This is a genomic window from Tabrizicola sp. T74 (genome assembly GCF_057219935.1).
The window spans coordinates 244,408-266,888 of sequence record NZ_JBXVVT010000002.1; the positions used below are offsets into that span (position 1 = coordinate 244,408).

The window sequence follows — 22,481 nt, forward strand, 5'->3', positions numbered from 1 at the left end:
CATGCCCCGCGACCCCCGCTATGACATCCTGTTCGACCCCGTCCAGATCGGGCCAAAGACCGCGAAGAACCGCTTCTACCAAGTCCCGCACTGCAACGGCGGCGGCTACCGTGACCCCTCCGCCGTGGCCGAGATGCGCCGCACCAAGGCCGAGGGCGGCTGGGGCGTGGTCTTCACCGAACAGACCGAAATCCACCCCTCGTCCGAAATCACCCCCTTCATCGAGCAGCACCTGTGGGAGGACAAGGACATCCCCGCCCTCGCAAAGATGGCCGAGGCGATGAAATCCCACGGCGCGCTTGCAGGCATCCAGCTGGCCTATTCCGGCATCAACGGCCCGAACCTCTATTCCCGCGACGTGCCGCTTGCCGTGACCGGCGGCCCGATCCTGACCTTCACCTCCGACCCGGTGCAGGCCCGGACCCTTGATAAGGAAGACATCCGCGACCTCCGCCGCTGGTTCCGCCACGCCTTCCGCCGCGCCCAGACTGCGGGCTTCGACCTGATCTGCCTCTACGGCGCGCATGGCTTCGGCATCTTCCAGCACTTCCTGTCGCGCGCCACCAACCACCGGACCGACGAATACGGCGGCTCCCTCGAAAACCGCGCCCGCTTCCTGCGCGAAGTGATCGACGAGGCGCGGGAAGAGACCAAGGGCGAACTGGCCATCACCTACCGGATGAGCCTGCACGAAGACGGCCCCTACGGCTTTTCCAACGCCGAGGTGCGCGATTTCGTCGAAATGCATGGCGACCTCCCCGACCTCTGGGACCTCGCCCACGGGACGTGGGAGGCCTGCAGCGGCACCTCGCGCTTCAAGGCCGAAGCTGCGCAAGAGGATCTCGTCCGCGGCATCAAGGCACTCACCTCGCGCCCCGTGGTCGGTGTCGGCCGCTTCACCAGCGCCGATGCGATGGTCCGCCAGATCCGCTCCGGCATCCTCGACTTCATCGGCGCGGCCCGGCCCTCGATCGCCGACCCCTTCCTGCCCTTGAAGATCGAAGAAGGCCGGATCGAGGACATCCGCGAATGTATCGGCTGCAACATCTGCGTCACCGGCGACATGACCGGCGGCATCAGCCGCTGCACCCAGAACACCGCCTTCATGGAGGAATGGCGCAAGGGCTGGCACCCCGAGCGACCGCGCCCCAAGGGCCCGTCGACCAGCGTGTTGATCGTCGGCGCAGGCCCCACCGGGCTGGAGGCCGCCCTGCAATCCGCCCGCCGCGGCTATCAGGTGACGCTCGCCGAGGCGACCACCGTGCTGGGGGGCCGCGTGGCCAAGGAACGCCTCCTCCCCGGCCTTTCCGCCTGGGGCCGCGTCGCCGACTACCGCACCGGCCAGATCGCGCCCTTGACCAACCTCGACGTCTACCGCGACAGCCGCCTGACCGCCGATGACATCCTTGCCATGGGCGCCGAACACGTCGCCATTGCCACCGGCGCTACCTGGCGGCGCGATGCCGTGGCGCGGCTTTACCTGCACCCGATCCCGACCGACCCCGCCATGCCCGTCTTCACCCCCGACGACCTGATGGCGGGCGCGGGGCCGACCGGGGGCCGCGTCATGCTTTATGACGACGATCATTTCTACATGGGGTCGGTTCTGGCCGAGCTTCTGGTCGCGCGCGGCTGCACGGTCGATCTCGTCTGCCCCGCGACAAAGATCGCCGAATGGGCGAAGAACACGCTGGAACAGGGCATCATCATGCGCCGGATGCTGGAGATCGGGGTCAACGTCATCGTCAACAAGGCCCCCGAAACCATCGGCCCGGGAGAGGTCACGCTGGCCTGCACCTGGACCGGACGCACCGAAAGCCTGCCCGCCGATGCCGTCGTCATGGTCACCTCCCGCACGCCCAACGACGCGCTTTACCACGACCTCCGCACCCGGCAGGCAGCGTGGGAGGCCTCTGGCATCCGCTCCGTCAAGCTGATCGGCGACGCCGCCGCCCCCGGACCCATCGCCTGGGCCACCTACGCCGGCCGCCGCTTTGCCGAGGAGATCGACACCCCCGACGACCGCGGCGACACCCCCGCCTTCCGCCGGGAAGTCGCGGCGCTGGAACCCCTCCCCTCCCGTCTGCCCGCCTGAAAGGACCCGACGATGACCTTTGAACACATCGACACCCTTGTCATCGGCGCTGGACAGGCCGGGATCGCCACCTCGGTCCACCTCGGTCGCAAGGGCGTGCCGCACCTCGTCCTCGAACGCCACCAGATCGCCCACCGCTGGCGGGCCGAGCGCTGGGATTCCCTCGTCGCGAACGGCCCGGCATGGCATGACCGCTTTCCGGAAATGGAATTCCCCACCTGCGGCCCCGACGCCTTCCCGGGGAAGGAAGAGGTCGCCGACTACCTCCGCGCCTTCGCCCGCGCCAACCACGCCCCGATCCGCGAAGGGGTCGAGGTCACGCGGCTGACCCGCGCCGCCGATGGCCGCTTCCACGCCGAAACCCCAGCCGGGACGATCACTGCAAAGAACGTCGTCTCGGCCACCGGGTCTTTTCAAAAGCCGATGATCCCGCCCCTGGTCCCCACCGACCTCGGCCTGATGCAGATCCACTCCACCCACTACCGCAACCCCGCGCAACTGCCTCCGGGTGGCGTTCTGGTCGTCGGCGGCGGCTCCTCCGGCACCCAGATCGCGGACGAGCTGAACCGCGCCGGTCGCCCGACCTGGCTGTCCCTCGGCCCCCACGACCGCCCGCCCCGGCGCTATCGCGGCAAGGATTTCGTCTGGTGGCTGGGTGCGCTTGGCAAATGGGACCTGCAAGCCCCGACCCCCGGCACCGAACACGTGACCATCGCCGTCTCCGGCGCCTACGGCGGCCAGAACATCGACTTCCGCCGCCTTGCCGGGGAGGGCCTGCAGCTTCTGGGCCGGACCGAGGCCTGCACGAACGGCATCCTGACCATCGCCGACGATTTGGCACGCAACATCGCCCGCGGCGACGCCTACCTCGCGAACCTCCTCGACGAATGCGACGCCCATGTCCGCGCGCAGGGCATCGACCTGCCCGAAGACCCCGAAGCCCGGCGCACCTACCCCGACCCCGCCTGCCTGACCCAGCCCATCCGCACGCTGGACCTGAAAGCGCAAGGCATCGGCTCGATCATCTGGGCCACCGGCTTCGCCTTCGACTACGGCTGGCTGGACCTTCCGGTCCTGACCCCGGAAGGCCGCCCCGACCATATCCAGGGCGTGACCCGCGTCCCCGGGTTCTACTTCGTCGGCCTCCCCTGGCTGACACGGCGCGGCTCCAGCTTTATCTGGGGCTGCTGGAAAGACGGCGAACACATTGCGACCCAGGTCGCATCCAGGACATGAGGCCCCGAAAATGACCACCCACACCCGCTATCGCAAGTTCAACACCAAGGTGACCTACCCCGAGCAGAAGCTCGACAACGACCTCTGCCACCTGGTCGCGACCCGCGGCGGCACCACGCTCTGGTTCCGCGGCGCCTGCCCGCAGGACCTTGATACTTCGGAAAGCCTGATGACCACCGACGCGGCGGAACAGGCCCACAAGGTGATGCAGAACATCAAGCAGCTGATCGAGGAAGCCGGCGGCAAGATGGAGCATCTGGTCAAGCTGGTCGTCTACCTGACCGACGTCCGCCATCGTGAGCCGGTCTACCGGGTGATGGGGGAATACATCAAGGGCGTCCACCCCGTCTGCACCGGCCTGACCGTCGTGGCGCTGGCCCGCCCGGAATGGCTGGTAGAGATCGACGCCACCGCCGTCATCCCCGACTGACGTCCCTCAGGCCGCCACCGGCTCGATCAACTGCGCCCCGCTGGCGCGGTTCGAATTGACTGCCACCCCCACGCGGTAAGGCCTGGTCATCACCCCCTCGGCGGTGGCTTTCATCAACACCGCCGCTCCATGCCCGGCCTCGCCCAGCCACAGGGGCCAGTCCTCGCGCTCCAGGATCACCGGCTCGCGGTGGTGGATCTGGCCCATCCCCGGCCCCGCCTCGGTGGACACGATGGCCACCGTGTCCATGTCGCCCCAGCGCTGCCAGACCCCCGCCAACGCCATCGGCAACCCGTCGGCCCGGGTGAAATACCACGGCAGCCGGGCCTTGTTCTCGCCCTCGCTCCATTCATAGAAGCCGGATGCCGGAACGATGCAGCGTCGTTCCCGGATCGCGGCCTTGAAGGCAGGCTTCGTCGCCAAGGTATCGGACCGCGCATTGATGATCAGCGGCCCGTCGTTAGGCGCCTTGTACCAGGTCGGGATGAACCCCCAGCGCATCGCTCGCAGCCGACGCTGGCCGCCCTCGGAGGTGACCACCACCACCTGGTTCGTCGGGCAGACGTTGAAGTTCGGCGTGACCGGCAAGTCATTCCCCGGCACCGCGTCGAACAACGCCGCCAGCGCCTCGTTCGGATGGGTGATGGTGAAGCGTCCGCACATGCGGCCAAGATACGCGATTGTCCTGCCAAGACCAAGTCAAGGGGCCGGAACCTCACTTCCAATCGCACCCCGGCCATGGCAGACCCGACCTCGTCAGACCGGAGCCCAGAATGCGCCTTGCCATCCTTCTCGCCTGCCTCCCCTTCACCGCCCAGGCCGAGGCCAACCCCGAGGCGCTGTACAAGCTGGTCCATGGCACCTGGGCCGCAACCCCCGCCGCCTGCGTAACCGAGGAAACCTGGGACTTCGCCGAGGGCAGCGTCATCATCCACGGCGACGGCGGTTCGACCTGCGGCTTCGACCGGCCCGGCACCGATGGCGGCATCGACATCGTGCTTGACCTCCTCTGCCCGATCCCGGGCGAAGAGATGCAGGCCAGCACCCGCCGCATCGGCCTGACCCTCGACAGCGCCAACCCCGGCCTTGCCGATCCTGCCGACCGCCTGACCGTGATCGAGGGCGAGGAAATCACCACCCTGCAGCGCTGCCCGACAGGGAACTGACCCACCCGTCTCTTCGTGCTATCCTGCCGACAGGAGGACCCGCCCATGTCCCTGTCCCAGATCGCCCGCCGCGTCGAAAACCTGGACCGCGCCCGTGCCTTCTGGCGCGACGTCGTCCAGGTGCCCGAGCTTTACGCCTTCCCCGGCCTCGCCTTCTTCGACCTCGCGGGCACCCGCCTGATGCTGCGCGAAACCGGCACGCGTGAGGAAGCGGACATCCTATACCTCTCCACCCCCGACATCGCCGCCGCCCATGCCGACCTGACGGAAAAGGGCGCCAGCCTGACCGGCGCCCCGCACATGATCCACAAGCACCCGGACGGGGCCGAGGAATGGATGGCCTTCTTCAAGGACGACGAAGGCCGCGACCTAGCCTTGCACAGCATCGTCCGCTGACCCCTCGTCGTGCGCCTTCGGCTTCTCCTCGGCCGCCCAGCGACGAGCGACCGAAGGAAGCGAGGAGCTGCCGCCAGCGCGCTACTGCCCCAGCTTCTTGATCCGGCCCTCGACGGCCACGTTCACCGTTCCCAGCTTCTCGACATAGGCCATCACGTCATTGGCCACGAGCTGCCCCGTCGGTCCATCCGTGACGATCCGACCGCCCCCCAGCGCCGCATAGCCATCGCCGCCGCCCAGGATGTAGTCGTTGACCGCGACCTTATACAGCTTGTCCGCCTCTAGCAGCGCCCCGCCGACCATCACCTCGCTCACGCGCTTCCCAGCCTCGGCAGAAGGATCAAAAGCATAGGTCAGCCCAGACACTTGCGGGAAGCGCCCCGCGCCCTTCTCGACCTGGCTCACCCCGTTCTCCAGCGCCAGAAGCACCTGAGACCCCGGCAGTTCCGTCACCACCGTCACGTTGCCGAACGGCAGCTCGGTCAGGATATCCCGTCGCGTCAGCTTGCGGCCTGCCTCATAGGTGGTGTCGCCCCGGATGCCGCCGCCGTTCATGATCGCGATATCCGCGCCCGTCGCATCCCGCATCGCATCCGCGATCAGGTTGCCCATCGTGGCCTCTTCGGCCCGCACCACGTTGCGGCGGCTGTCGAGCGGAGCTTCCACCGTCCCGATCTCGACATTCAGGTTCTGGTCCATCGTCGCCCGCAAGGCATCTGCCATCGCCACCGACTCAGGGTCCGGCGTCACCGAGGCCGTATCGATGAACCGGAAAGCCGGCACCCAACTGATCTCGCGCTTGCCGTCGTCGGTCGTCGTCACCTCCACCGTCAGATCGATCGGCGACAGGAACTGCCCATCAATCGAGGTCTCCACATAGACCGTCCGCCCATCATAGGCCGTCGCATAGGAATGATCGTCGCCCGACAGGATCACGTCGAACGCCCCGCTCGCCATCAGCGCGCGGTCATTCTCCATGTTGGTCTGCACCACGCCGACGACCAGATCGGCGCCCTCCTCCCGCGCCTTCTCGGCGGCGGCGACGCCGGTCTCCACCGTCGGCAGGAAGTTCAGGCTCCCGGTCGACGAAACCTCGGGCGAGGTATCCTGCGCCACCGGGATCAGCGCCACCTTCAGCCCCGCGACCTCCTTCATCATCACTCCGCCGAGGCCCTCGATGGCAGACCCGTCGCCATTGGTGATGTTGATCGCCGCCCAGGGGTACTTCGACGCCTTCATCTTCTCGAAGAAATTCTCCGGCCCGAAGTCGAACTCATGGTTCCCCGGCACCGCCAGGTCGAAGGGCACCAGGTTGGTGAAATCGATGGTGTTCTGCCCCTTGTCAAAGCCCGAGGCGAGCGACGGCGACAGCATGTCCCCGTTGAAGAGGTAGAGGGTGTTCGGGTTTGCCGCGCGTTCGGCTTTTGCCACCGCGTTCAGCCGGGCAAAACCGCCGCGCCCGTCCTCTTCCTCAAAGTTGTACACATCGCCCACACCCAGAAGTGTCAGCTTCACCGTCTCGGCCCCTGCCGGGGCGGCCAACAGGGCAGCGACAATTGCCAGTCTCGAAATTCCGCGCATCGCGACTCTCCCAAGGATTGTTGCCGAACATCCGTAGCTTGCGCCCGCCCCGCGGCGGGTGTCAAAGGAACATCACCCGTTGACGTTACGTTCCCGCGACACGCGCCCGGGCATTGCCAGCCGCGTTAACCTTCGCTATTCGGCCCCAATGCTGATCCTCAAGATCTTCCGCCGCCCCGAATGGGATGCGTTCAAGGCCGCAGGGCAAACCCTGGGCGCGCCGATTGACCTTGCCGATGGCTACATCCACTTCTCCACCCCCGCCCAGGTCGCCGAAACCGCCGCCAAATGGTTCGCCACCGAAAGCGACCTCGTCCTCGTGGCCTTCGACCCCGACCGCCTCGGCCCGGCCCTGAAGTGGGAACCCTCGCGTGGCGGGCAGCTCTTCCCGCATCTCTACCGCCCCCTGCGGATTGACGAGGTCGTCTGGGACAAGTCGCTCCCCCTCGGCGCCACCGGCCACATCTTCCCTGAGGGGCTTTGGTGAACACCCTCGAACGTCTCGGACTTGCGGCCCTGCACCGGCTGGACCCCGAGCGCGCGCACGGTCTGTCGATTGTTGCGCTCCGCGCCGGGCTGGTGCCGCTTCCCGGGCCGGTTGACCTTCCCCGACTGCATATCAAGCTTGCGGGCATCCCGCTCTTGAATCCGGTCGGGCTGGCCGCAGGCTATGACAAGAACGCAACTGCCATTGCCTCCCTGTCGCGTGCCGGTTTCGGTTTTCTCGAGGTCGGCGCTGCGACCCCCAAGCCCCAGCCCGGCAATGATCGCCCCCGCCTCTTCCGCTTGACCGAGGACCGTGCCGCGATCAACCGCTTCGGCTTCAACAACATGGGCATGCAAGCGATCGGGGCCCGCTTGGCAGCCCGCCGCCGCGGTCCGGTGCCCGTCGGGCTGAACCTTGGCGCGAACAAGACTTCGGACAACCGCGCCGCCGATTTCGCCACGGTCCTTGCCCATTGCGGCCCGCATGTCGACTTCGTCACGGTGAACGTCAGCTCGCCCAACACGCAAGGATTGCGCGACCTGCAAGGGCGCACGCTCCTCGCCGGGCTCCTGTCACGGGTGATGGAGGCAGCTTTGGCCTTGCCGCGCCCGATCCCGGTCTTCCTGAAGATTGCCCCTGACCTGTCTCCGGGGGAACTGGAGGACATCGTCGATGTCGCCCTGGCCGCCCGGGTGGCAGGGATCATCGCTACCAACACCACGCTGTCGCGCGAAGGTTTGAAATCTGCAAATCGGTCGGAAACCGGGGGCCTTTCCGGCGCTCCATTGTTCGAAAAGTCCACCCGAGTTCTGGCACGCCTGTCGCAACTGACCCATGGCCTCCTGCCGCTGATCGGGGTCGGCGGCGTTGAATCCGCCGAACAGGCCTACGAAAAAATCCGCGCCGGGGCCACTGCGGTGCAGCTCTATACCGCGATGGTCTACCAGGGGCTCTCGATGGTGCCGAAAGTTGCCACCGGGCTCGACGCGCTACTGGCCCGCGACGGCTATGCCAATGTCTCGCTCGCCGTCGGCACCCGCCGCAGCGCCTGGCTGTAGCCAAAATTCTTAAGCAAGAATTTTGTCAAATTCCTTACTCAAGGAATTTGCATCCCCGATGGCGCACGAGATCAAAAGGCCTTGAACGTCATCGTCGTCAGCGTCCGCTGGATGCCCGGAATATCGAACAGCTTCGACGACAGGTAATGCCCGGTATCCGCGCCATCAGGGATGTAGACCTTGGCGATCAGGTCATAGTCGCCGCTGGTCGAATACAGCTCGCTCACCACCTCGCGGTCCCAGATCGCATTCGCAACCTCGTAGGTCATGCCGGGGGTGCAGCGGAACTGGACGAAAACCAAAGCCATCGGGGCCTCCATTCTTGTGCGGAAGTCTAGCCCGCCCTCCGGCGAAGGAAAAGCCTCACTCCTCACCCAGGGCCAGCGGCCCGGCCTCCCGCTTCAGGTCGTCCACCGTCAACGGCCCCGCAGGCCGCGCCAGCCGGTTCCGCACCACCCAGTACAGCCGTGTCTGCGCCCGGGTGATCGCCACATAGGCCAGCCGCTTCCACAAGGGCACCCCGGCCTCGGACCGGCCCGACTGCGCCGCTGCATAAAGGTCCGGCGCAAAGACCTGCACCTCGTCCCACTGCGACCCTTGCGCCTTGTGGATCGTCACCGCCGCCCCGTGCAGGAACGCCGCCCCCATCCGCGCCGCGTGGGGGATGAACGGCTCCTCCTCGTCCGGCTTCTCGATCTTGATGATGCTCGCCGCCGAAACCTGAGGCTCCTCCGCCCCCACCACATGCAGCCGCGCGAACCCCTCGCGGTTGCCCTCGCCCAGATAGATCACCTGCGCGCCCTTGATCAGCCCCCGAGCCTCGAGGTCGATCCGCTTCTTCCGGTGCTTCAAGGGCAGCTCGATCCCATCGCAGATCAAGGGCTCCCCGGGCAGCAGCGCATCTTCCGGCGCACCATAGGCTGCCCGGAAGGCCTGGATCAGCCGCACCCGCGTCGCGTTGCGCCAGACGAGCACCGGCGACCGCGCCATCAGCGCCGCCTCGACCCGTTCCGCCCAGACCACGCGATCGTCCTTCCGCGCCGTCGCCTCGACCATGCGCTCGAAGTCCTCGAACCCCAGCTTCTCGTCCGCCAACGCATGCGCCAGGTCCAGGATCGGGTTGTCCTCTGTCTGCCGATGGATGCGGTGCAGGATCAGCTTCCGCCCCTCGGAGAGCTTGTCGAAGACCATCTCGCCCGACTGCCCGACCGGGGCCAGCTGCGCCGGATCGCCAAACAGGACCAGCGTCGGGAAAATCTCCCGCAGGTCCTCGAACTGCCGCTCATCCAGCATGGAGCTTTCATCGACGAACCCCACGTCCAAGGGCTCCTCGCGCCGCTTCCAGCCCTTGATGAAGTCGCTGCCCTTCAACCCCGCCGCCGCCAGCGCCCCCGGGATGCTGGCAACCTGCTGATAGAACGCATGCGCCCGGTCCAGCGCCAGATCGGTCAGCCCGGCAATCGCCAGGCTATCGATCACCGGCCGCGTCCCGGTCCCCGCCAGCCATTCGGCGATCTTCTCGTATTCCGGGTCATAGACGGGCGTGTACAGGATCCGGTGGATCGTCGTCGCCGGCACCCCGCGCAGCCGCAACACGCTCGCCGCCTTGTTCGTCGGCGCCAGGATCGCCAGCGTCCGCCGGTCCTTACGCCTGCGGCCCTCATAGTCGCCCGAGATGATCTCGACCCCGGCCGCCTTCATCCCGCGGTACAGCTCGGCCAGCAGCATGGTCTTGCCCGACCCGGCCTTGCCCACCACGGCGAGGACAGAGGTCCGCCCCTCCGCCATCGGCGTCAGGGTCCCCTCAGCCAGGTCGATCCCGGCCCCGATGAACCCGGCGGCCAACCGGTCATAGGCCTCGGCCTGGTCGTCGGAAAAGATCAGCGCGGGCGCCTGCATCCTGTGACCATAGCCCGCCCGCGCCCCAAGCGGTAGGGTCAGTGCATCGGCCGATCCGTGGTCGGCGGGGATGGCGGAGGCTCGTCCGGCCCCTGGTCCGGCGCGTCGAGTTCTTTCCGCGCCACGTCCATCGTTTCCGAGACCTTCTCCGCCAGCCGGGGCAGGCCGTTCTGGGTCGCATAGGTAAGAAGATCCGACAACACGTCGAAGACCCAGTCGTGGCGCATGAATTCCCTCGGCCAGATACCTGTGCCGCCCTCGGGCCTGACCCATGACGGGTTACAGCCCTCGGCGACTCACTTAAGCACAGATATCCGGGCGATGGGTGAATTGGTTGTTAAAGGTTGACCTTAAGTCAGCTTACTCGCCTCAAGCGTGTCCTCGAAGGTCCGGAGGCCCGTGCGCGGCGCTTGCACGAGCACCGCCATGTTGCCCGGCTTGTGCTGGTTCTTCCACATCAGCGTATGCGCCCGCGGGATTTCGGCCCAGGGGAAGACCTCGGACATGCAGGGATCCAGGCGCCGCTCGCACATCAGCTTGTTGGCGCTGGCCGCCTGCTTCAGATGCGCGAAGTGGCTGCCCTGCAGGCGCTTCTGGTGCATCCACATGTAGCGGACGTCGAAGGTGCAGTTGAACCCGGTGGTGCCGGCGCAGATCACCACCATGCCGCCCTTCTTGCAGACCAGGCTTGAGACCGGGAAGGTCGCCTCGCCGGGATGCTCGAACACCATGTCGACGTTCACGCCCTTGCCGGTGATGTCCCAGATCGCCTTGCCGAACCGCCGCGCCTCTTTCAGCCACTCGTTGTACTCGGGCGAGTTCACCGTGGGCAACTGGCCCCAGCACTTGAACTCATTGCGGTTGATGACGCCCTTCGCGCCCAGTCCCAGCACGAAATCCCGCTTCGATTCGTCGCTGATCACGCCGATCGCATTCGCCCCTGCCGTGTTGATCAGCTGGATCGCATAGGACCCGAGGCCCCCCGACGCGCCCCAGACCAGCACGTTCTGCCCCGGTTTCAGGTCATGCGGCTCGTGCCCGAACAGCATCCGGTAGGCCGTGGCCAGCGTCAGCGTGTAGCAGGCCGATTCTTCCCAGGTCAGGTGCTTCGGGCGCGGCATCAGCTGCTGGGCCTGGACGCGGGTGAACTGCGCAAAGCTGCCGTCCGGCGTCTCGTAGCCCCAGATCCGCTGCGTCGGGCTGAACATCGGATCGCCGCCGTTGCACTCCTCGTCGTCGCCGTCGTCCTGGTTGCAGTGGATCACCACCTCATCGCCGACCTTCCAGCGCTTGACCTTGTCGCCCACCGCCCAGACGATGCCTGCCGCATCCGACCCGGCAATGTGGAACGGTTGCTTGTGGCCGTCAAAGGGGCTGATCGGCTGGCCCAGACCCGCCCAGACACCGTTGTAATTGACCCCTGCCGCCATCACCAGGACCAGCACTTCGTGGCTGTCGATCTTCCAGGTGTCCACCACCTCGACCTGGAAGGACTGGTCCGGAGCGCCATGCCGTTCCCGCCGGATCGCCCAGGCGTACATCTTGGCTGGCACGTGCCCCAGGGGGGGCATTTCGCCAAGCTCGTACAGGTCCTTCTTTGGCGCGTCGTAGATCACAGAAGCGTTTTGCGTATCCAAAGCCAACTTAGCCTCCAACCAGATGCCGCGCCGCAGAATCGCTGCGCTCTTGCGGCCAGATAATATTCTTGCGCGCAATTTTGCAATAGTCTGATCGCCAATATTGTAATTTTATGTCTGCGGCGTCGCAGCATCGCCGATGGCGGGGACCGAGGCCGCATAGAAGTCCAGCAGCGCCCGCTCTGCAGCCACCGGCTTCAGGTCCGCCGACACCAGCCCCCGCCGGATCAGGGGCTCCAGCCCCTCGTCCAGGACCGAGGCTCCGCCGACCGGCGGCAGCTTCAGGACCGCCCCTGCCGCCGTCAGCCGCGCAATCATCTCCTGCACCCGCAGGCCCAGCGCCTCGCGGCTGTCTGCCCCTTCGCCCAGCGCGCGCGCCACCAGCGGCACCGGCAGCACCGGCACCACCGCCGCAATCGCGGTCATCAGCCTCTCGCCCAGCGCTTCGATCGACCCGCCTTCCGCCAGATGCACCCGCAGGCTGACCGGCGCGCCGAACCCTGCCGCCGCTGTGCCAAACCCCTTGGTCCGCCCCCGGAACCGCGCCCACAGGAAGCGCGCAGCGTGCCAGGCCACCACGACCGGCCGGTTGCGGAACCGCCGCGTCCCGGCCTTTGCCGCCTCGACCAGCACCCGGTCCTCCAGCACCCGGTCATAGGCCAGGCCCACCGGGACAAAGACCACGTCCCGCTCCCAAGGCTCCCAGCCTTCGACGATGTAGCTGAGCAGCCCCAGCTTCGCCGGCCCCACCCGCCCGTCCAGGCTGAGGCCCCCCTCGGGGAACATCGCCTGCGTCGTCCCTTCCTGCGCCGCCAGCTGCACATAGCGCGCCAGCACCTTGCGGTACAAAGCGTTACGGCTGCCGCGCCGGATGAAATAGGCCCCCATCGACCGGATCAGCGCCGACAAGGGCCAGACCCGCGCCCATTCCCCCACCGCGTAGCTGACGGCAGACCGATCCGCGACCAGCCAGGTCACCAGCACATAGTCCAGGTTGCTGCGGTGGTTCATCACGAAGACCACCGTCGCCTTCGGGTCGATCTCGCGCAGCGCCTGGTCCACCTTGCCAACCCGGACGCGGAACAGCAGGCGGCTCAGCCACTTCGCGGCCCTAGTGCCAAAGCCGAAGTAGAACGTGGCCGAAAAGCTCGGCACGATCTCGCGCGCATAGCGCCGCGCCTCCTCGAAGGCCACTTCGGTCGGCACCCCGGTTTCCGCCGCATGCGCCATCGCTGCATCGACCACCCGCTGGTCATAGGCCAACCGGGCGACCATGTCCGCCCGCTCCGCCAACTTGAACAGATCGATCTTCCGGTCCAGCCGCGCGTTCAGCCGCGACAGCGCCTTTTCCGCCCGCCGCCGGAAGAACCAGCGGACCGAGGGGAACAGGAAATGCGTCGCAAAGCTGATCGCGGCAAAGCCAAGGATCAGGACCAGCAACCAGACGGGAACCGCGACCGTGCCGAACATCGGTTCACACTAGCCGATGCGCCCCGTCCCGCAATCCATTTGCTCTTTTCACAAATACTCCACGGGGGCGCGGGACGGGGGCGCGGGGGTGTGAAACCCCCGCTCCGCCCGCGTTGCCGCAGCGCAGCGATTGACAGCGGCATGATCTTTCCCGTATCCCTGCCGCAACGCAATAAAATTACCCGCCCGATTCACGAGGCCGACATGTCCGAGAAACCCTGGCTCTTCCGCACCTACGCCGGTCACTCCACCGCCGCAGCCTCGAACGCGCTCTACCGCACCAACCTCGCCAAGGGTCAGACCGGGCTCTCGGTCGCTTTCGACCTGCCCACCCAGACCGGCTACGACTCCGACGATCCGCGGAGCCGGGGTGAGGTCGGCAAAGTCGGCGTCCCCGTTGCCCACCTCGGCGACATGAGAGCCCTCTTCCAGGACATCCCCCTGGAACAGATGAACACCTCGATGACGATCAACGCCACGGCCCCCTGGCTGTTGGCGCTCTACATCGCTGTGGCCGAAGAACAGGGCGCCGACGTGTCCGCCCTGCAAGGCACCGTGCAGAACGACATCATCAAGGAATACCTCTCCCGCGGCACCTACATTCTGCCGCCGAAACCCTCGCTCCGCCTCATCACCGACGTGGCGGCCTATACCGGGAAACACCTGCCCAAGTGGAACCCGATGAACGTCTGCAGCTACCACCTGCAGGAAGCCGGGGCTACGCCGGAACAGGAGCTCGCCTTCGCTCTCACCACAGCCTGCGCCGTCCTCGATGATCTGAAAGTGAAAGTTCCTGCCGCAGATTTCCCCGCCATGGCGGGCCGAATGTCGTTTTTTGTAAACGCCGGCATTCGCTTCGTGACCGAGCTCTGCAAGATGCGCGCCTTCACCGCCCTCTGGGACGAGCTTCTGGAAACCCGCTACGGCATCACCGACGCCAAGTTCCGCCGCTTCCGTTACGGCGTGCAGGTCAACTCCCTCGGCCTCACAGAACAGCAGCCGGAAAACAACGTCTACCGCATCCTTCTGGAAATGCTGGCCGTCACCCTCTCCAAGAACGCCCGCGCCCGCGCCGTGCAACTGCCCGCCTGGAACGAGGCGCTCGGCCTTCCCCGACCCTTCGACCAGCAATGGTCGCTTCGCATGCAGCAAATCCTGGCCTACGAGACCGACCTTCTGGAATACGACGACCTCTTCGACGGCAACCCCGCCATCGACCGCAAGGTCGACGCCTTGAAGAAAGGCGCCCTCGACGAACTCGCCCACATCGACGCGATGGGCGGCGCCGTCGCCGCCATCGCCTACATGAAGGGCCGCCTGGTCGAAGCGAACGCCGAACGCCTGGCAAAGATCGAATCCGGCCAAACCACAGTCGTCGGCGTCAACAAGTTCACCACCACGGAACCCTCCCCCCTCGCTACCGGTGAAGGCGCGATCATGACCGCCGACCCCAAGGCCGAGGCCGACCAGTGCGCCCGCCTTGCCCAGTGGCGAGCCACCCGTGACCCTCGACACGTCGCGGAAGCTCTGTCAGCCCTCCGCCAAGCCGCGCAAACCGGCGAAAACATCATGCCCGCCTCGATCCTTTGCGCCAAAGCCGGCGTCACTACCGGCGAATGGGGCGGGGCGATGCGTGCCCTCTACGGCGAATACCGCGCCCCGACCGGCGTCTCCCGCAACCCCTCGAACCGCACCGAAGGCCTGGAGCCCGTCCGCGACGCCGTCGCAGCCGTCGCGACCAAACTCGGCCGTCCCATGCGCCTCCTCCTCGGCAAGCCCGGCCTCGACGGCCACTCGAACGGCGCCGAGCAGATCGCCGCCCGCGCCCGCGACTGCGGGATGGAGATCACCTACGACGGCATCCGCCTGACCCCCGAGGAAATCGTCACCGCCGCCGCCGAGAAACAGCCCGATGTCATCGGCCTTTCCATCCTCTCCGGCTCCCACCTGCCCCTCATCCGCGAAACGCTGGACCTGATGCAGAAACAGGGCCTGACCCAGCCCCTCGTCGTCGGCGGCATCATCCCGGACGACGATGCGAAGACGCTGAAGGCGATGGGGGTGGCCCAAGTCTACACGCCCAAGGACTTCCAGCTGAACCGGATCATGCTGGACCTCGTGGCGCTCGCCGACCCCACCCCCGTCGCCGCCGAATAGGGTTTTCCTGCCTTTCGCCCCGGTCGGCCCCGCCTTAGCACAGGGCCGACCGCAACCCGAAAGGCCACCCATGCGCGCTGCCATCGTCCTTTTCCTTCTTGCCAGCCCCGCCGTAGCCCAGGACCCCGCCTGGCCAAGCGAATTCGTCTCGATGATCGAAGAGGGCAAGACCTACTGCTCGGGCGAGTTCTCCGTCGCCCCCGAAACCGTCACCCAGCGCGACCTGAACGGGGACGGGACGCCGGACTGGGTGCTCGACACGGCCGGTTTCGCCTGCTCGGACAGCTACGGGCTGTACTGCGGCACCCGTGGCTGTGGCGTCGAGACGCTGATCGACGGAACCCTGGGCTCACTGATCCTGCACAACTGGGGCACGGTGACCGAGAATGGCACAACCTACCTGACGGCCCCGAACGATCGCGGCGAAACCGTCCGCTTCCTCTGGACCGGCAACGAATGGCAGCTGCAATGATCCGCGCCGCCCTCCTCCTCGCCCTCGCCACCCCCGCCGCCGCGCAGGACCGCCCCCAGGCCCTGCAGGCGCTTCTCGACTACCACCAGGCCGCCTGCACCGCCCAATCGGGCACGCTGACCGTGCCTGAAGACGCCGTCTCCCCGGCCTACCTGCAAGGCCCCGAAGACCCCGCCCTGATCCTCGATTCCGGTCGCCTCACCTGCTCGACCGCGCCCGCGATGTTCGTGGCCAACGGGATCGGCCGTGAAATCAACGTCTTCGTGGGTAACGCCCAGCACAGCCTTGTCGTCCTCGACTGGTCGCTCGTCCCCGACGATGACCGCCAGCTCCTGCAGGTCACCATCGCCGGAGAGCTTCTGAACAAGCCCGAACCCGGCACCTACCGCATGACCTGGGACCCGACCACCACATCGCTGGCGACCGTCCCGGAAAGCTGACCAAGCGGTAACCGCTTGACACATATCAAGGAACATACCGTCGCGGGGGGCTAAGGGTGACAGGACAGCACCCGGGACCCTACCTATGTTCGACCGTCTCCATGCCCTGATCGAGCGCCTCCACGATGTCGCCGAGGCCAACGCGCTAACCGACCGCGATCTGAACGACCTCGGCGTCGGCCGCGACCAGCTTCTGGCCTTTCTGCGCATGCCGCCAGACATCACCGAACGCCTGACCGCGATGGCCGCGCTCTTCGGCATCCCCGAGGAGGATCTCAGACGCGACTATCCGCAGTGGATCGACCTTCTTGCCACCTGCGGCCTCTGCCCAGATCGTGCGGCCTGCCGCAAGGTCCTGGACAAGGGCAGCGCGGCAACGCCTGAGGACGCGGCCTTCTGCGGCAACCGCCCCGCCTTCGCCGAAATCGCGCATCGCCCCGGCTGAGCGCAAGCCTCAGTCCTCCGGCCCCACCTCCGCCTTCCGCCAGACCGAAGCGCCGTTCTCGTACAGCTTGACCAGCCCCACATCCAGCCGCGCCTGCCGGCCGATGTCGCGCACCAACTCGCGGTGCTGCGTCCCGCGCAGGAACATGCAGCGCCTGGGCAGGGCATGCTCCTCCAGCTCGGGGTTGATCTGGCGATAGAACTGCTTTTCCGGGTCCAGCCCCGGCTTCATCCGCCGCGCCGCCTCGCGCAGGAACTCGCCCTCGAACACGCCGGGCGACGTCGAAAACGCGTTCACCAGCTTGTCCTCCACCACCCTGCGCCCTCGCTTGACCAACCGGCGCGAGGTCTGGTGGAACAGCCCCCGCGTGTGCTTGTTCACGCACATGAAGGTCACCCCGCCGACATCGGGCTCGAACAGCGGCTCGATCCGCTCGGGCCCGATCGGCTCCAGCGCGATCCAGTCATCCTCCAGATGCAAGACGCGCGGTGCCGTCGTCGCTTCCCAGGCCCGCTTGACCGCCGAGGCGAAATCCGGCGTCTCGGGCCGGAAGATCAGCGCATCCGGAAAATGCCGCCGGATCAGCGCCTCGCAGCGGTCGCCTTCCGCCTCGTCACCCATGAACCGGTCGATGTTCGCAATCAGCCGGCGGACCGGGAAATTCGGAAAGACGTCGCGGGTGAACGACTCCAACGTCTGCGCCAGCAGCGCCTCGCGGTGACCGGCGATCAGCGTCACGTCATAGTCCAAGCCCGGCCTCCGTCTGTCACCCCTTTCCCCCCAATTAGCGCGGCTAGACGCGGCTGGCCAACCGTTTTGCTTGTCCCCGCCCGCGCCACGCTCCATAGCTGGCATGACAAATGCCGAAGGGAGCCTGTCATGACCGTCCACATTGGTGCCAAGCCCGGCGACATCGCCGAAACCGTGCTTCTCCCCGGCGACCCTTACCGCGCCCGCTGGGCCGCGCAGACCTTCCTGGAAAACCCGGTGCTGGTGAACGAGGTGCGGGGGATGCTCGGCTACACCGGCATGTGGCGCGGCCACCGCGTCACAATCCACGGCTCGGGCATGGGGATGCCGTCGCTCTCGATCTACGCCAATGAGCTGATCCGCGACTACGGCGCCAAGACCCTGATCCGCATCGGCTCGGCAGGCGCGCTCCCCACCCACGTCAAGGTCCGCGACGTCATCCTCGCCCAGACCTGCTCCACTGTCGGCACGCCCTCGCGGACGATCTTCAAGGAGCTGAACTTCGCCCCGTGTGGCGATTTCGGCCTCCTCCAGAAGGCCCACGCCGCCGCCACCGCCAAGGGCATCCCCGTGCATGTCGGCGGCATCTTCTCCTCCGACACCTTCTACGACGAACGCCCCGACCTCTCCGACCAGCTTCTCCGCCACGGCTGCCTGGGGGTCGAGATGGAGGCCGCCGAGCTTTACATCCTCGCCGCCCGCCACAAGGTCCGCGCGCTCGCCGTCCTCACCGTCTCCGACCACATCACGACGGGTGAGGCGCTGCCCTCCGACCAGCGCGAACGCAGCTTCGGCGCGATGGTGGAAATCGCGCTGGAAGCCGCCTTCGCCTAGGACCCCTTGCACCGGACAGTCCGCATCCCATCTTGAGCAAATACCAAGGGGTTCGACTCATGCTGCAACGTCGCCTCGTGCTTGCCCTGCCGCTGGCCTTCCTGGCCGCAGGGTCCGCCTACACCCTGATGCAACCGGCTCAGGCCGACACGACGCTGGACGCTGAAACTGCCTTCCAGCGCGCCCGGGCGGGCGACCTCCTTCTGATCGACATCCGCCAGCCCGAGGAATGGGCCGAAACCGGCAGCCCAAAGGGCGCGCAGCGTCTTGACCTTCGCAGTCCCGACTTTCTCGACCAACTCACCACCCTTGCCGAAGGCGACACCACCCGCCCCATCGCCCTCATCTGCGCCAGCGGCGGCCGATCCGCCCGCACCGCCACAGCGCTGACCGAGGCCGGGTTCACCAGTGTCCTCGACGTCTCCGAAGGCATGCTCGGCTCCTCCGCCGGCCCCGGCTGGCTTGCCCGTGGCCTGCCTGTCGTCACCGACTGACCGCTTCCCGCTTGCATCCCCCGCTTCGCACGGCTTTTCTCCGGTGACCTGACCGGAGTCCCTCATGCCCCACCTCGCCCCCCGCCCCTGGGTCCCGCAAGCCTGCGAGACCTACATCCAGCGCCTCGCCAGCGACGCCGGGAACCCCTCCGCCCAGGTCGCCGCCCGCCTCGACGCCCTGATCGCAAAGAACCGCGAGATCCACGACCAGGACTGCTTCAACCTGAACCCCGCGACCAATGTGATGAACCCCCGCGCCGAGGCCGCGCTGGCCTCCGGCATCGGCTCGCGCCCCTCCCTCGGCTATCCCGGCGACAAGTACGAGATGGGGCTTGAGGCCATCGAGGAAATCGAGGTCATCGCCGCCGAACTCGCCGCCGAGATCTTCCACGCGAAGTACGCCGAAATCCGCGTCGGCTCCGGCGCGCTGGCCAACCTCTATGGCTTCATGGCGCTGGCGAAACCCGGCGACAGCATCATCGCGCCCCCCGGCACCATCGGCGGCCACGTCACCCACCACGCCGCTGGCTGCGCGGGCCTCTACGGCCTGACCACCCACGCCGCCCCCATCGACGCCGACGGCTATACGCTTGATCTGAAAGCCCTCGAAGACCTCGCCCACGCCGTCCGCCCCAAGATCATCACTGTCGGCGGCAGCCTGAACCTCTTCCCGCATCCCGTGGCCGAGGTTCGCAAGATCGCCGACCAAGTCGGCGCGAAAGTCCTGTTCGACGCTGCCCATCAATGCGGCATCATCGCCGGGGGCGTCTGGGCCAACCCGCTCACCGAAGGCGCGCATCTGATGACGATGAGCACCTACAAGAGCCTCGGCGGCCCCGCTGGTGGCCTGATCGTCACCAACGACGCCGAGATCGCCAAGACCCTCGACGCCATCGCCTTCCCCGGCCTCACCGCCAACTTCGACGCCGCCAAGTCCGCCGCCCTCGCCTACACCCTCCTCGACTGGCGCGACCATGGGCAGGACTACGCCAAGGCGATGGTCGACCTCGCCAAAGCCCTCGCCACCGAACTGACCAAACTCGGCCTCCCCGTCTTCGCCGCCGACCGCGGCGCCACCACCTCCCACCAGTTCGCCATCGAAGCCGCCCCATTTGGCGGGGGCCAGGCCGCCTCCAAGACCCTGCGCAAGGCCGGTTTCCTCGCCTGCGGCATCGGCCTCCCCATCCCCGAGGTCCCCGGCGACATGAACGGCCTGAGGATCGGCACCCCCGAACTCGTCCGCCGCGGCGTCACCCCCGCCGACGCCCCGGCGATGGGCGCCCTTATTGCCGAAGCCTTGCGCTCCAACGCCCCCGAAACCGTCGCCCCCCGGACAAAGGCCCTCCGCGCCCGGTTCCAGGGCCTCCACTACGTCACGCCATGAGAACCCGCAGACTCGGCCAGCACGGCCCCGACGTCTCCGCCCTCGGCCTTGGCTGCCTGTCCTTCGGCGGCATGTTCGGCCCCACGACCGAGGCCGAATCCCTCAGAACCCTCGACGCCGCCTGGGACGCCGGGATCACCTTCCTCGACACCGCCAACCGATACGGCGAAGGCGTGTCAGAGACCTTCATCGGCACCTGGCTCAAGCGCAGCGGAAAGCGCCCCCACATCGCCACAAAGGCCGCCTTCTCCAACGACCCCAACCGCCGCATCGACAACCGGCCCGAACACCTGCGGTCCGAACTCGAAGGCTCGCTCAAACGCCTTGGGCAGGACCACGTCACCCTCTTCTACGCCCACCGCCACGACCCCCAGATCCCGGCGGAAGACCTGGCAGGCACCATGCAACGCCTTGTCGAGGACGGCAAAATCCTCGGCTACGGCCTCAGTGAAATCGGCCCCTACACCCTCGAACGTTGCCACGCCGTCCACCCGGTGATGGCTGTCCAGAACGAATACTCCCTCTGGACCCGCACCCCTGAACTCGGCCTCATCCAGCGCTGTGCCAGCCTTGGCGTCGCCTTCGTCCCCTTCTCCCCCCTCGCGCGCGGAGCCTTCGGCACCCCGATGGCCGACCCGGCGAACTTCCAGCCGAAGGAATTCCGCACCCGCATTCCGCGCTTCCACCCGGAAAACTGGCCGCACAACAAGACGAAGCTCGACGCCTTCCACGCTTTCGCGCGCCAAGGGGGCCTCACCCCCGCCGCCCTCGCCCTCGCCTGGCTCCTCGACCGCGGCACACACATCATCCCGATCCCCGGCACCCGCTCGGCCTCTCACCTCCGCGTCTGGGCCATGGCCCCCGAAATCGACCTCACCGACGACGACCGCGAGGAGATCGACCGTATCCTGCCGGTAGGCTGGGCCTGGGGCGACCGCTACGACGACCACCAAGCCGCGACGGTCGAGCGTTACTCCTGACCGTGGCTCCGGTCGTAAGCATTCGGCCCTGACGGCGCCCAGCCCACGGGAGGGGCCAGGGGCTTGAACACCTGCACCAGCAGCGGGTGACACACCGCCACGTCCGAGGAATGCTCGCTGGAACAATCCCCACCCGGGCAGGCCGAGAGGACCCCCAGCAGATCGATCTCCGCCATGAACTCCAGGTAATCCCCGGGTCGCACGGGGCTCGCCTTCATGAAGTACTGCCCCGTGTCGCGGGTGAACCCGGTGCACATGAAGACGTTCAGCACGTCATGCACATGCAGCTCCGCCGCTTTCGCGGGCAGGCCCCAGTGGTCGGCGACGGCCCGCGTCAGGTTGGAATGGCAGCAATGGTGATACTGCTCGCCCCCCGACAAGAGCGCATGGGTATAGGGGTCACACCGCGTGCCGATCACGTCATGAACCGACCCGCCAAAGGCGTCGAACCCATACCAGTCGAGGGTATCCTCGGTGATCGTCGCCATCGGCCGCAGATAGGGCAGGCAGGACCACATCCGGTCCCCCGTCGACAGATGCGTCCCGTGCAAGGCCCGCGTCTTGCCGCTGAAGAACCGCTCCCCCAGGTTCTCCGCCGCGAACAGGTTCAGATCGCCCACCTGCGGCCCCTCGACGCTGACAATCCGAAAGAACCACCCCGCCGGAACCTCGAAACTGCGGGCCTCACGCGGGGGCACCAGCACTTCCGAGGCAAGACTCCACCCCTCCCGCGCCGCGCGGTAAGCCGCGACATCAGGTCGGGGCAGCCCTTCGACCGGATAGCAGATCACGGGCGCAACGGCCTTGCGGGCGGCAGCATCAACGGGGGCGGGGTGTTCGGGATTGTCCATCTTCATGCCCGGAAGGCTTGACGCAAACGGACCGGATGGCAAGCCCTGGGAAAGGTCCTACCCTTTCCTCCGCAGACAATCCTTCGGTTCCGCCCCCCGCGCCTCGGCCCCGCACACGGCGCAACGCCAGTAGTCTGGCGCCACGCTCCGGTCCAGCCGCCAGCGGCAGTCGCGGGTCAGCGAAGTCGTCCGCCACTGATGCCAGAGGAACAAGTAAAC

At 67.0% G+C, this 22,481-nt stretch carries 24 protein-coding genes; 15 read left to right on the forward strand and 9 right to left on the reverse strand.

The features are described 5' to 3' along the window. Nucleotide 1 precedes the first annotated feature (1 nt). From AC2EAL_RS07875 to AC2EAL_RS07885, 3 genes are read left to right on the forward strand one after another with little or no spacing between them, the layout of a single operon-like run. Nucleotides 2-2,095, forward strand: a complete 2,094-nt coding sequence (locus AC2EAL_RS07875; protein ID WP_484723642.1) for an oxidoreductase — start codon at nucleotides 2-4, stop codon at nucleotides 2,093-2,095. Between the two features lie 12 nt (nucleotides 2,096-2,107). Continuing rightward, nucleotides 2,108-3,331 carry a flavin-containing monooxygenase gene (locus AC2EAL_RS07880; RefSeq protein WP_484723643.1) on the forward strand — a complete coding sequence of 408 codons (1,224 nt, stop codon included), beginning with the start codon at nucleotides 2,108-2,110 and terminating at the stop codon, nucleotides 3,329-3,331. Nucleotides 3,332-3,341: 10 nt separating this feature from the next. Then, complete coding sequence (locus tag AC2EAL_RS07885; RefSeq protein WP_484723644.1) at nucleotides 3,342-3,761, forward strand: RidA family protein; 420 nt, start codon at nucleotides 3,342-3,344, stop codon at nucleotides 3,759-3,761. Nucleotides 3,762-3,767: 6 nt separating this feature from the next. Here AC2EAL_RS07885 and AC2EAL_RS07890 read toward each other — a convergent pair whose 3' ends face one another. Then, entirely contained in the window at nucleotides 3,768-4,424 is a 657-nt protein-coding gene (locus AC2EAL_RS07890; protein ID WP_484723645.1) for an SOS response-associated peptidase, read from the reverse strand. Nucleotides 4,425-4,534: 110 nt separating this feature from the next. Between AC2EAL_RS07890 and AC2EAL_RS07895 the strand changes: the two genes are divergently transcribed. Both AC2EAL_RS07895 and AC2EAL_RS07900 read left to right on the forward strand, forming a co-directional pair. Then, on the forward strand, nucleotides 4,535-4,927 hold the full coding sequence (locus AC2EAL_RS07895) for a hypothetical protein (RefSeq protein WP_484723646.1): 393 nt from the start codon (nucleotides 4,535-4,537) through the stop codon (nucleotides 4,925-4,927). A gap of 45 nt (nucleotides 4,928-4,972) precedes the next feature. Next, nucleotides 4,973-5,323, forward strand: coding sequence for a VOC family protein (locus AC2EAL_RS07900; RefSeq protein WP_484723647.1), 351 nt, complete (start codon nucleotides 4,973-4,975; stop codon nucleotides 5,321-5,323). 81 nt (nucleotides 5,324-5,404) lie between these two features. Here AC2EAL_RS07900 and AC2EAL_RS07905 read toward each other — a convergent pair whose 3' ends face one another. Then, entirely contained in the window at nucleotides 5,405-6,904 is a 1,500-nt protein-coding gene (locus AC2EAL_RS07905) for a bifunctional metallophosphatase/5'-nucleotidase (RefSeq protein WP_484723648.1), read from the reverse strand. 148 nt (nucleotides 6,905-7,052) lie between these two features. On the opposite strand from AC2EAL_RS07905, the gene AC2EAL_RS07910 reads away from it, so the two are divergent. Further along, nucleotides 7,053-7,391, forward strand: coding sequence for a DUF952 domain-containing protein (locus tag AC2EAL_RS07910; RefSeq protein WP_484723649.1), 339 nt, complete (start codon nucleotides 7,053-7,055; stop codon nucleotides 7,389-7,391). Then, nucleotides 7,388-8,449, forward strand: coding sequence for a quinone-dependent dihydroorotate dehydrogenase (locus AC2EAL_RS07915; RefSeq protein WP_484723650.1), 1,062 nt, complete (start codon nucleotides 7,388-7,390; stop codon nucleotides 8,447-8,449). Before AC2EAL_RS07910 ends, AC2EAL_RS07915 begins: the two co-directional genes overlap by 4 nt. A gap of 71 nt (nucleotides 8,450-8,520) precedes the next feature. On the opposite strand, the gene AC2EAL_RS07920 is transcribed toward AC2EAL_RS07915, so the two are convergent. The 5 genes from AC2EAL_RS07920 to AC2EAL_RS07940 all read right to left on the reverse strand — a co-directional run bounded on the left by AC2EAL_RS07920 (nucleotide 8,521) and on the right by AC2EAL_RS07940 (nucleotide 13,455). Beyond that, nucleotides 8,521-8,757, reverse strand: a complete 237-nt coding sequence (locus AC2EAL_RS07920; protein ID WP_484723651.1) for an Lrp/AsnC ligand binding domain-containing protein — start codon at nucleotides 8,755-8,757, stop codon at nucleotides 8,521-8,523. A 55-nt stretch (nucleotides 8,758-8,812) separates the two neighbouring features. Continuing rightward, nucleotides 8,813-10,348: an ATP-dependent DNA helicase gene (locus tag AC2EAL_RS07925; RefSeq protein ID WP_484723652.1), complete on the reverse strand. Its 1,536-nt coding sequence runs from the start codon at nucleotides 10,346-10,348 to the stop codon at nucleotides 8,813-8,815. A gap of 38 nt (nucleotides 10,349-10,386) precedes the next feature. After that, nucleotides 10,387-10,575, reverse strand: a complete 189-nt coding sequence (locus AC2EAL_RS07930) for a hypothetical protein (protein ID WP_484723653.1) — start codon at nucleotides 10,573-10,575, stop codon at nucleotides 10,387-10,389. 123 nt (nucleotides 10,576-10,698) lie between these two features. Beyond that, on the reverse strand, nucleotides 10,699-11,991 hold the full coding sequence (gene ccrA / locus AC2EAL_RS07935; protein ID WP_484723654.1) for a crotonyl-CoA carboxylase/reductase: 1,293 nt from the start codon (nucleotides 11,989-11,991) through the stop codon (nucleotides 10,699-10,701). Nucleotides 11,992-12,096: 105 nt separating this feature from the next. Beyond that, complete coding sequence (locus AC2EAL_RS07940; RefSeq protein WP_484723655.1) at nucleotides 12,097-13,455, reverse strand: 1-acyl-sn-glycerol-3-phosphate acyltransferase; 1,359 nt, start codon at nucleotides 13,453-13,455, stop codon at nucleotides 12,097-12,099. 141 nt (nucleotides 13,456-13,596) lie between these two features. Here AC2EAL_RS07940 and AC2EAL_RS07945 point away from each other — a divergent pair, with 141 nt between their 5' ends. From AC2EAL_RS07945 to AC2EAL_RS07960, 4 genes are all read left to right on the forward strand, one after another. Further along, nucleotides 13,597-15,612: a protein meaA gene (locus tag AC2EAL_RS07945; protein ID WP_484723656.1), complete on the forward strand. Its 2,016-nt coding sequence runs from the start codon at nucleotides 13,597-13,599 to the stop codon at nucleotides 15,610-15,612. Between the two features lie 70 nt (nucleotides 15,613-15,682). Further along, on the forward strand, nucleotides 15,683-16,084 hold the full coding sequence (locus AC2EAL_RS07950; RefSeq protein ID WP_484723657.1) for a hypothetical protein: 402 nt from the start codon (nucleotides 15,683-15,685) through the stop codon (nucleotides 16,082-16,084). Continuing rightward, nucleotides 16,069-16,524 (forward strand): hypothetical protein, encoded by a 456-nt coding sequence (locus AC2EAL_RS07955; protein WP_484723658.1) that lies wholly within the window; start codon nucleotides 16,069-16,071, stop codon nucleotides 16,522-16,524. The genes AC2EAL_RS07950 and AC2EAL_RS07955 overlap by 16 nt, the downstream gene beginning before the upstream one ends. Nucleotides 16,525-16,609: 85 nt before the next feature. Continuing rightward, a complete protein-coding gene (locus tag AC2EAL_RS07960; RefSeq protein ID WP_484723659.1) occupies nucleotides 16,610-16,969 on the forward strand; it encodes a hypothetical protein in 360 nt (119 codons plus the stop codon). A 9-nt stretch (nucleotides 16,970-16,978) separates the two neighbouring features. Here AC2EAL_RS07960 and AC2EAL_RS07965 read toward each other — a convergent pair whose 3' ends face one another. Continuing rightward, nucleotides 16,979-17,719 (reverse strand): hypothetical protein, encoded by a 741-nt coding sequence (locus AC2EAL_RS07965; protein WP_484723660.1) that lies wholly within the window; start codon nucleotides 17,717-17,719, stop codon nucleotides 16,979-16,981. A 129-nt stretch (nucleotides 17,720-17,848) separates the two neighbouring features. Here AC2EAL_RS07965 and deoD point away from each other — a divergent pair, with 129 nt between their 5' ends. The 4 genes from deoD to AC2EAL_RS07985 all read left to right on the forward strand — a co-directional run bounded on the left by deoD (nucleotide 17,849) and on the right by AC2EAL_RS07985 (nucleotide 21,411). Beyond that, nucleotides 17,849-18,553, forward strand: coding sequence for a purine-nucleoside phosphorylase (gene deoD, locus AC2EAL_RS07970; RefSeq protein WP_484723661.1), 705 nt, complete (start codon nucleotides 17,849-17,851; stop codon nucleotides 18,551-18,553). 59 nt (nucleotides 18,554-18,612) lie between these two features. Beyond that, the gene (locus AC2EAL_RS07975; RefSeq protein ID WP_484723662.1) at nucleotides 18,613-19,047 is read left to right on the forward strand and encodes a rhodanese-like domain-containing protein; all 435 of its coding nucleotides are present in this window, start codon (nucleotides 18,613-18,615) and stop codon (nucleotides 19,045-19,047) included. A 64-nt stretch (nucleotides 19,048-19,111) separates the two neighbouring features. Then, on the forward strand, nucleotides 19,112-20,431 hold the full coding sequence (locus AC2EAL_RS07980) for an aminotransferase class I/II-fold pyridoxal phosphate-dependent enzyme (protein WP_484723663.1): 1,320 nt from the start codon (nucleotides 19,112-19,114) through the stop codon (nucleotides 20,429-20,431). Next, nucleotides 20,428-21,411 (forward strand): aldo/keto reductase, encoded by a 984-nt coding sequence (locus AC2EAL_RS07985; RefSeq protein WP_484723664.1) that lies wholly within the window; start codon nucleotides 20,428-20,430, stop codon nucleotides 21,409-21,411. Before AC2EAL_RS07980 ends, AC2EAL_RS07985 begins: the two co-directional genes overlap by 4 nt. Here AC2EAL_RS07985 and AC2EAL_RS07990 read toward each other — a convergent pair. After that, on the reverse strand, nucleotides 21,402-22,268 hold the full coding sequence (locus AC2EAL_RS07990; RefSeq protein WP_484723665.1) for an urea carboxylase-associated family protein: 867 nt from the start codon (nucleotides 22,266-22,268) through the stop codon (nucleotides 21,402-21,404). The two genes, AC2EAL_RS07985 and AC2EAL_RS07990, sit on opposite strands and share 10 nt — an antisense overlap. Nucleotides 22,269-22,481: the final 213 nt, after the last annotated feature.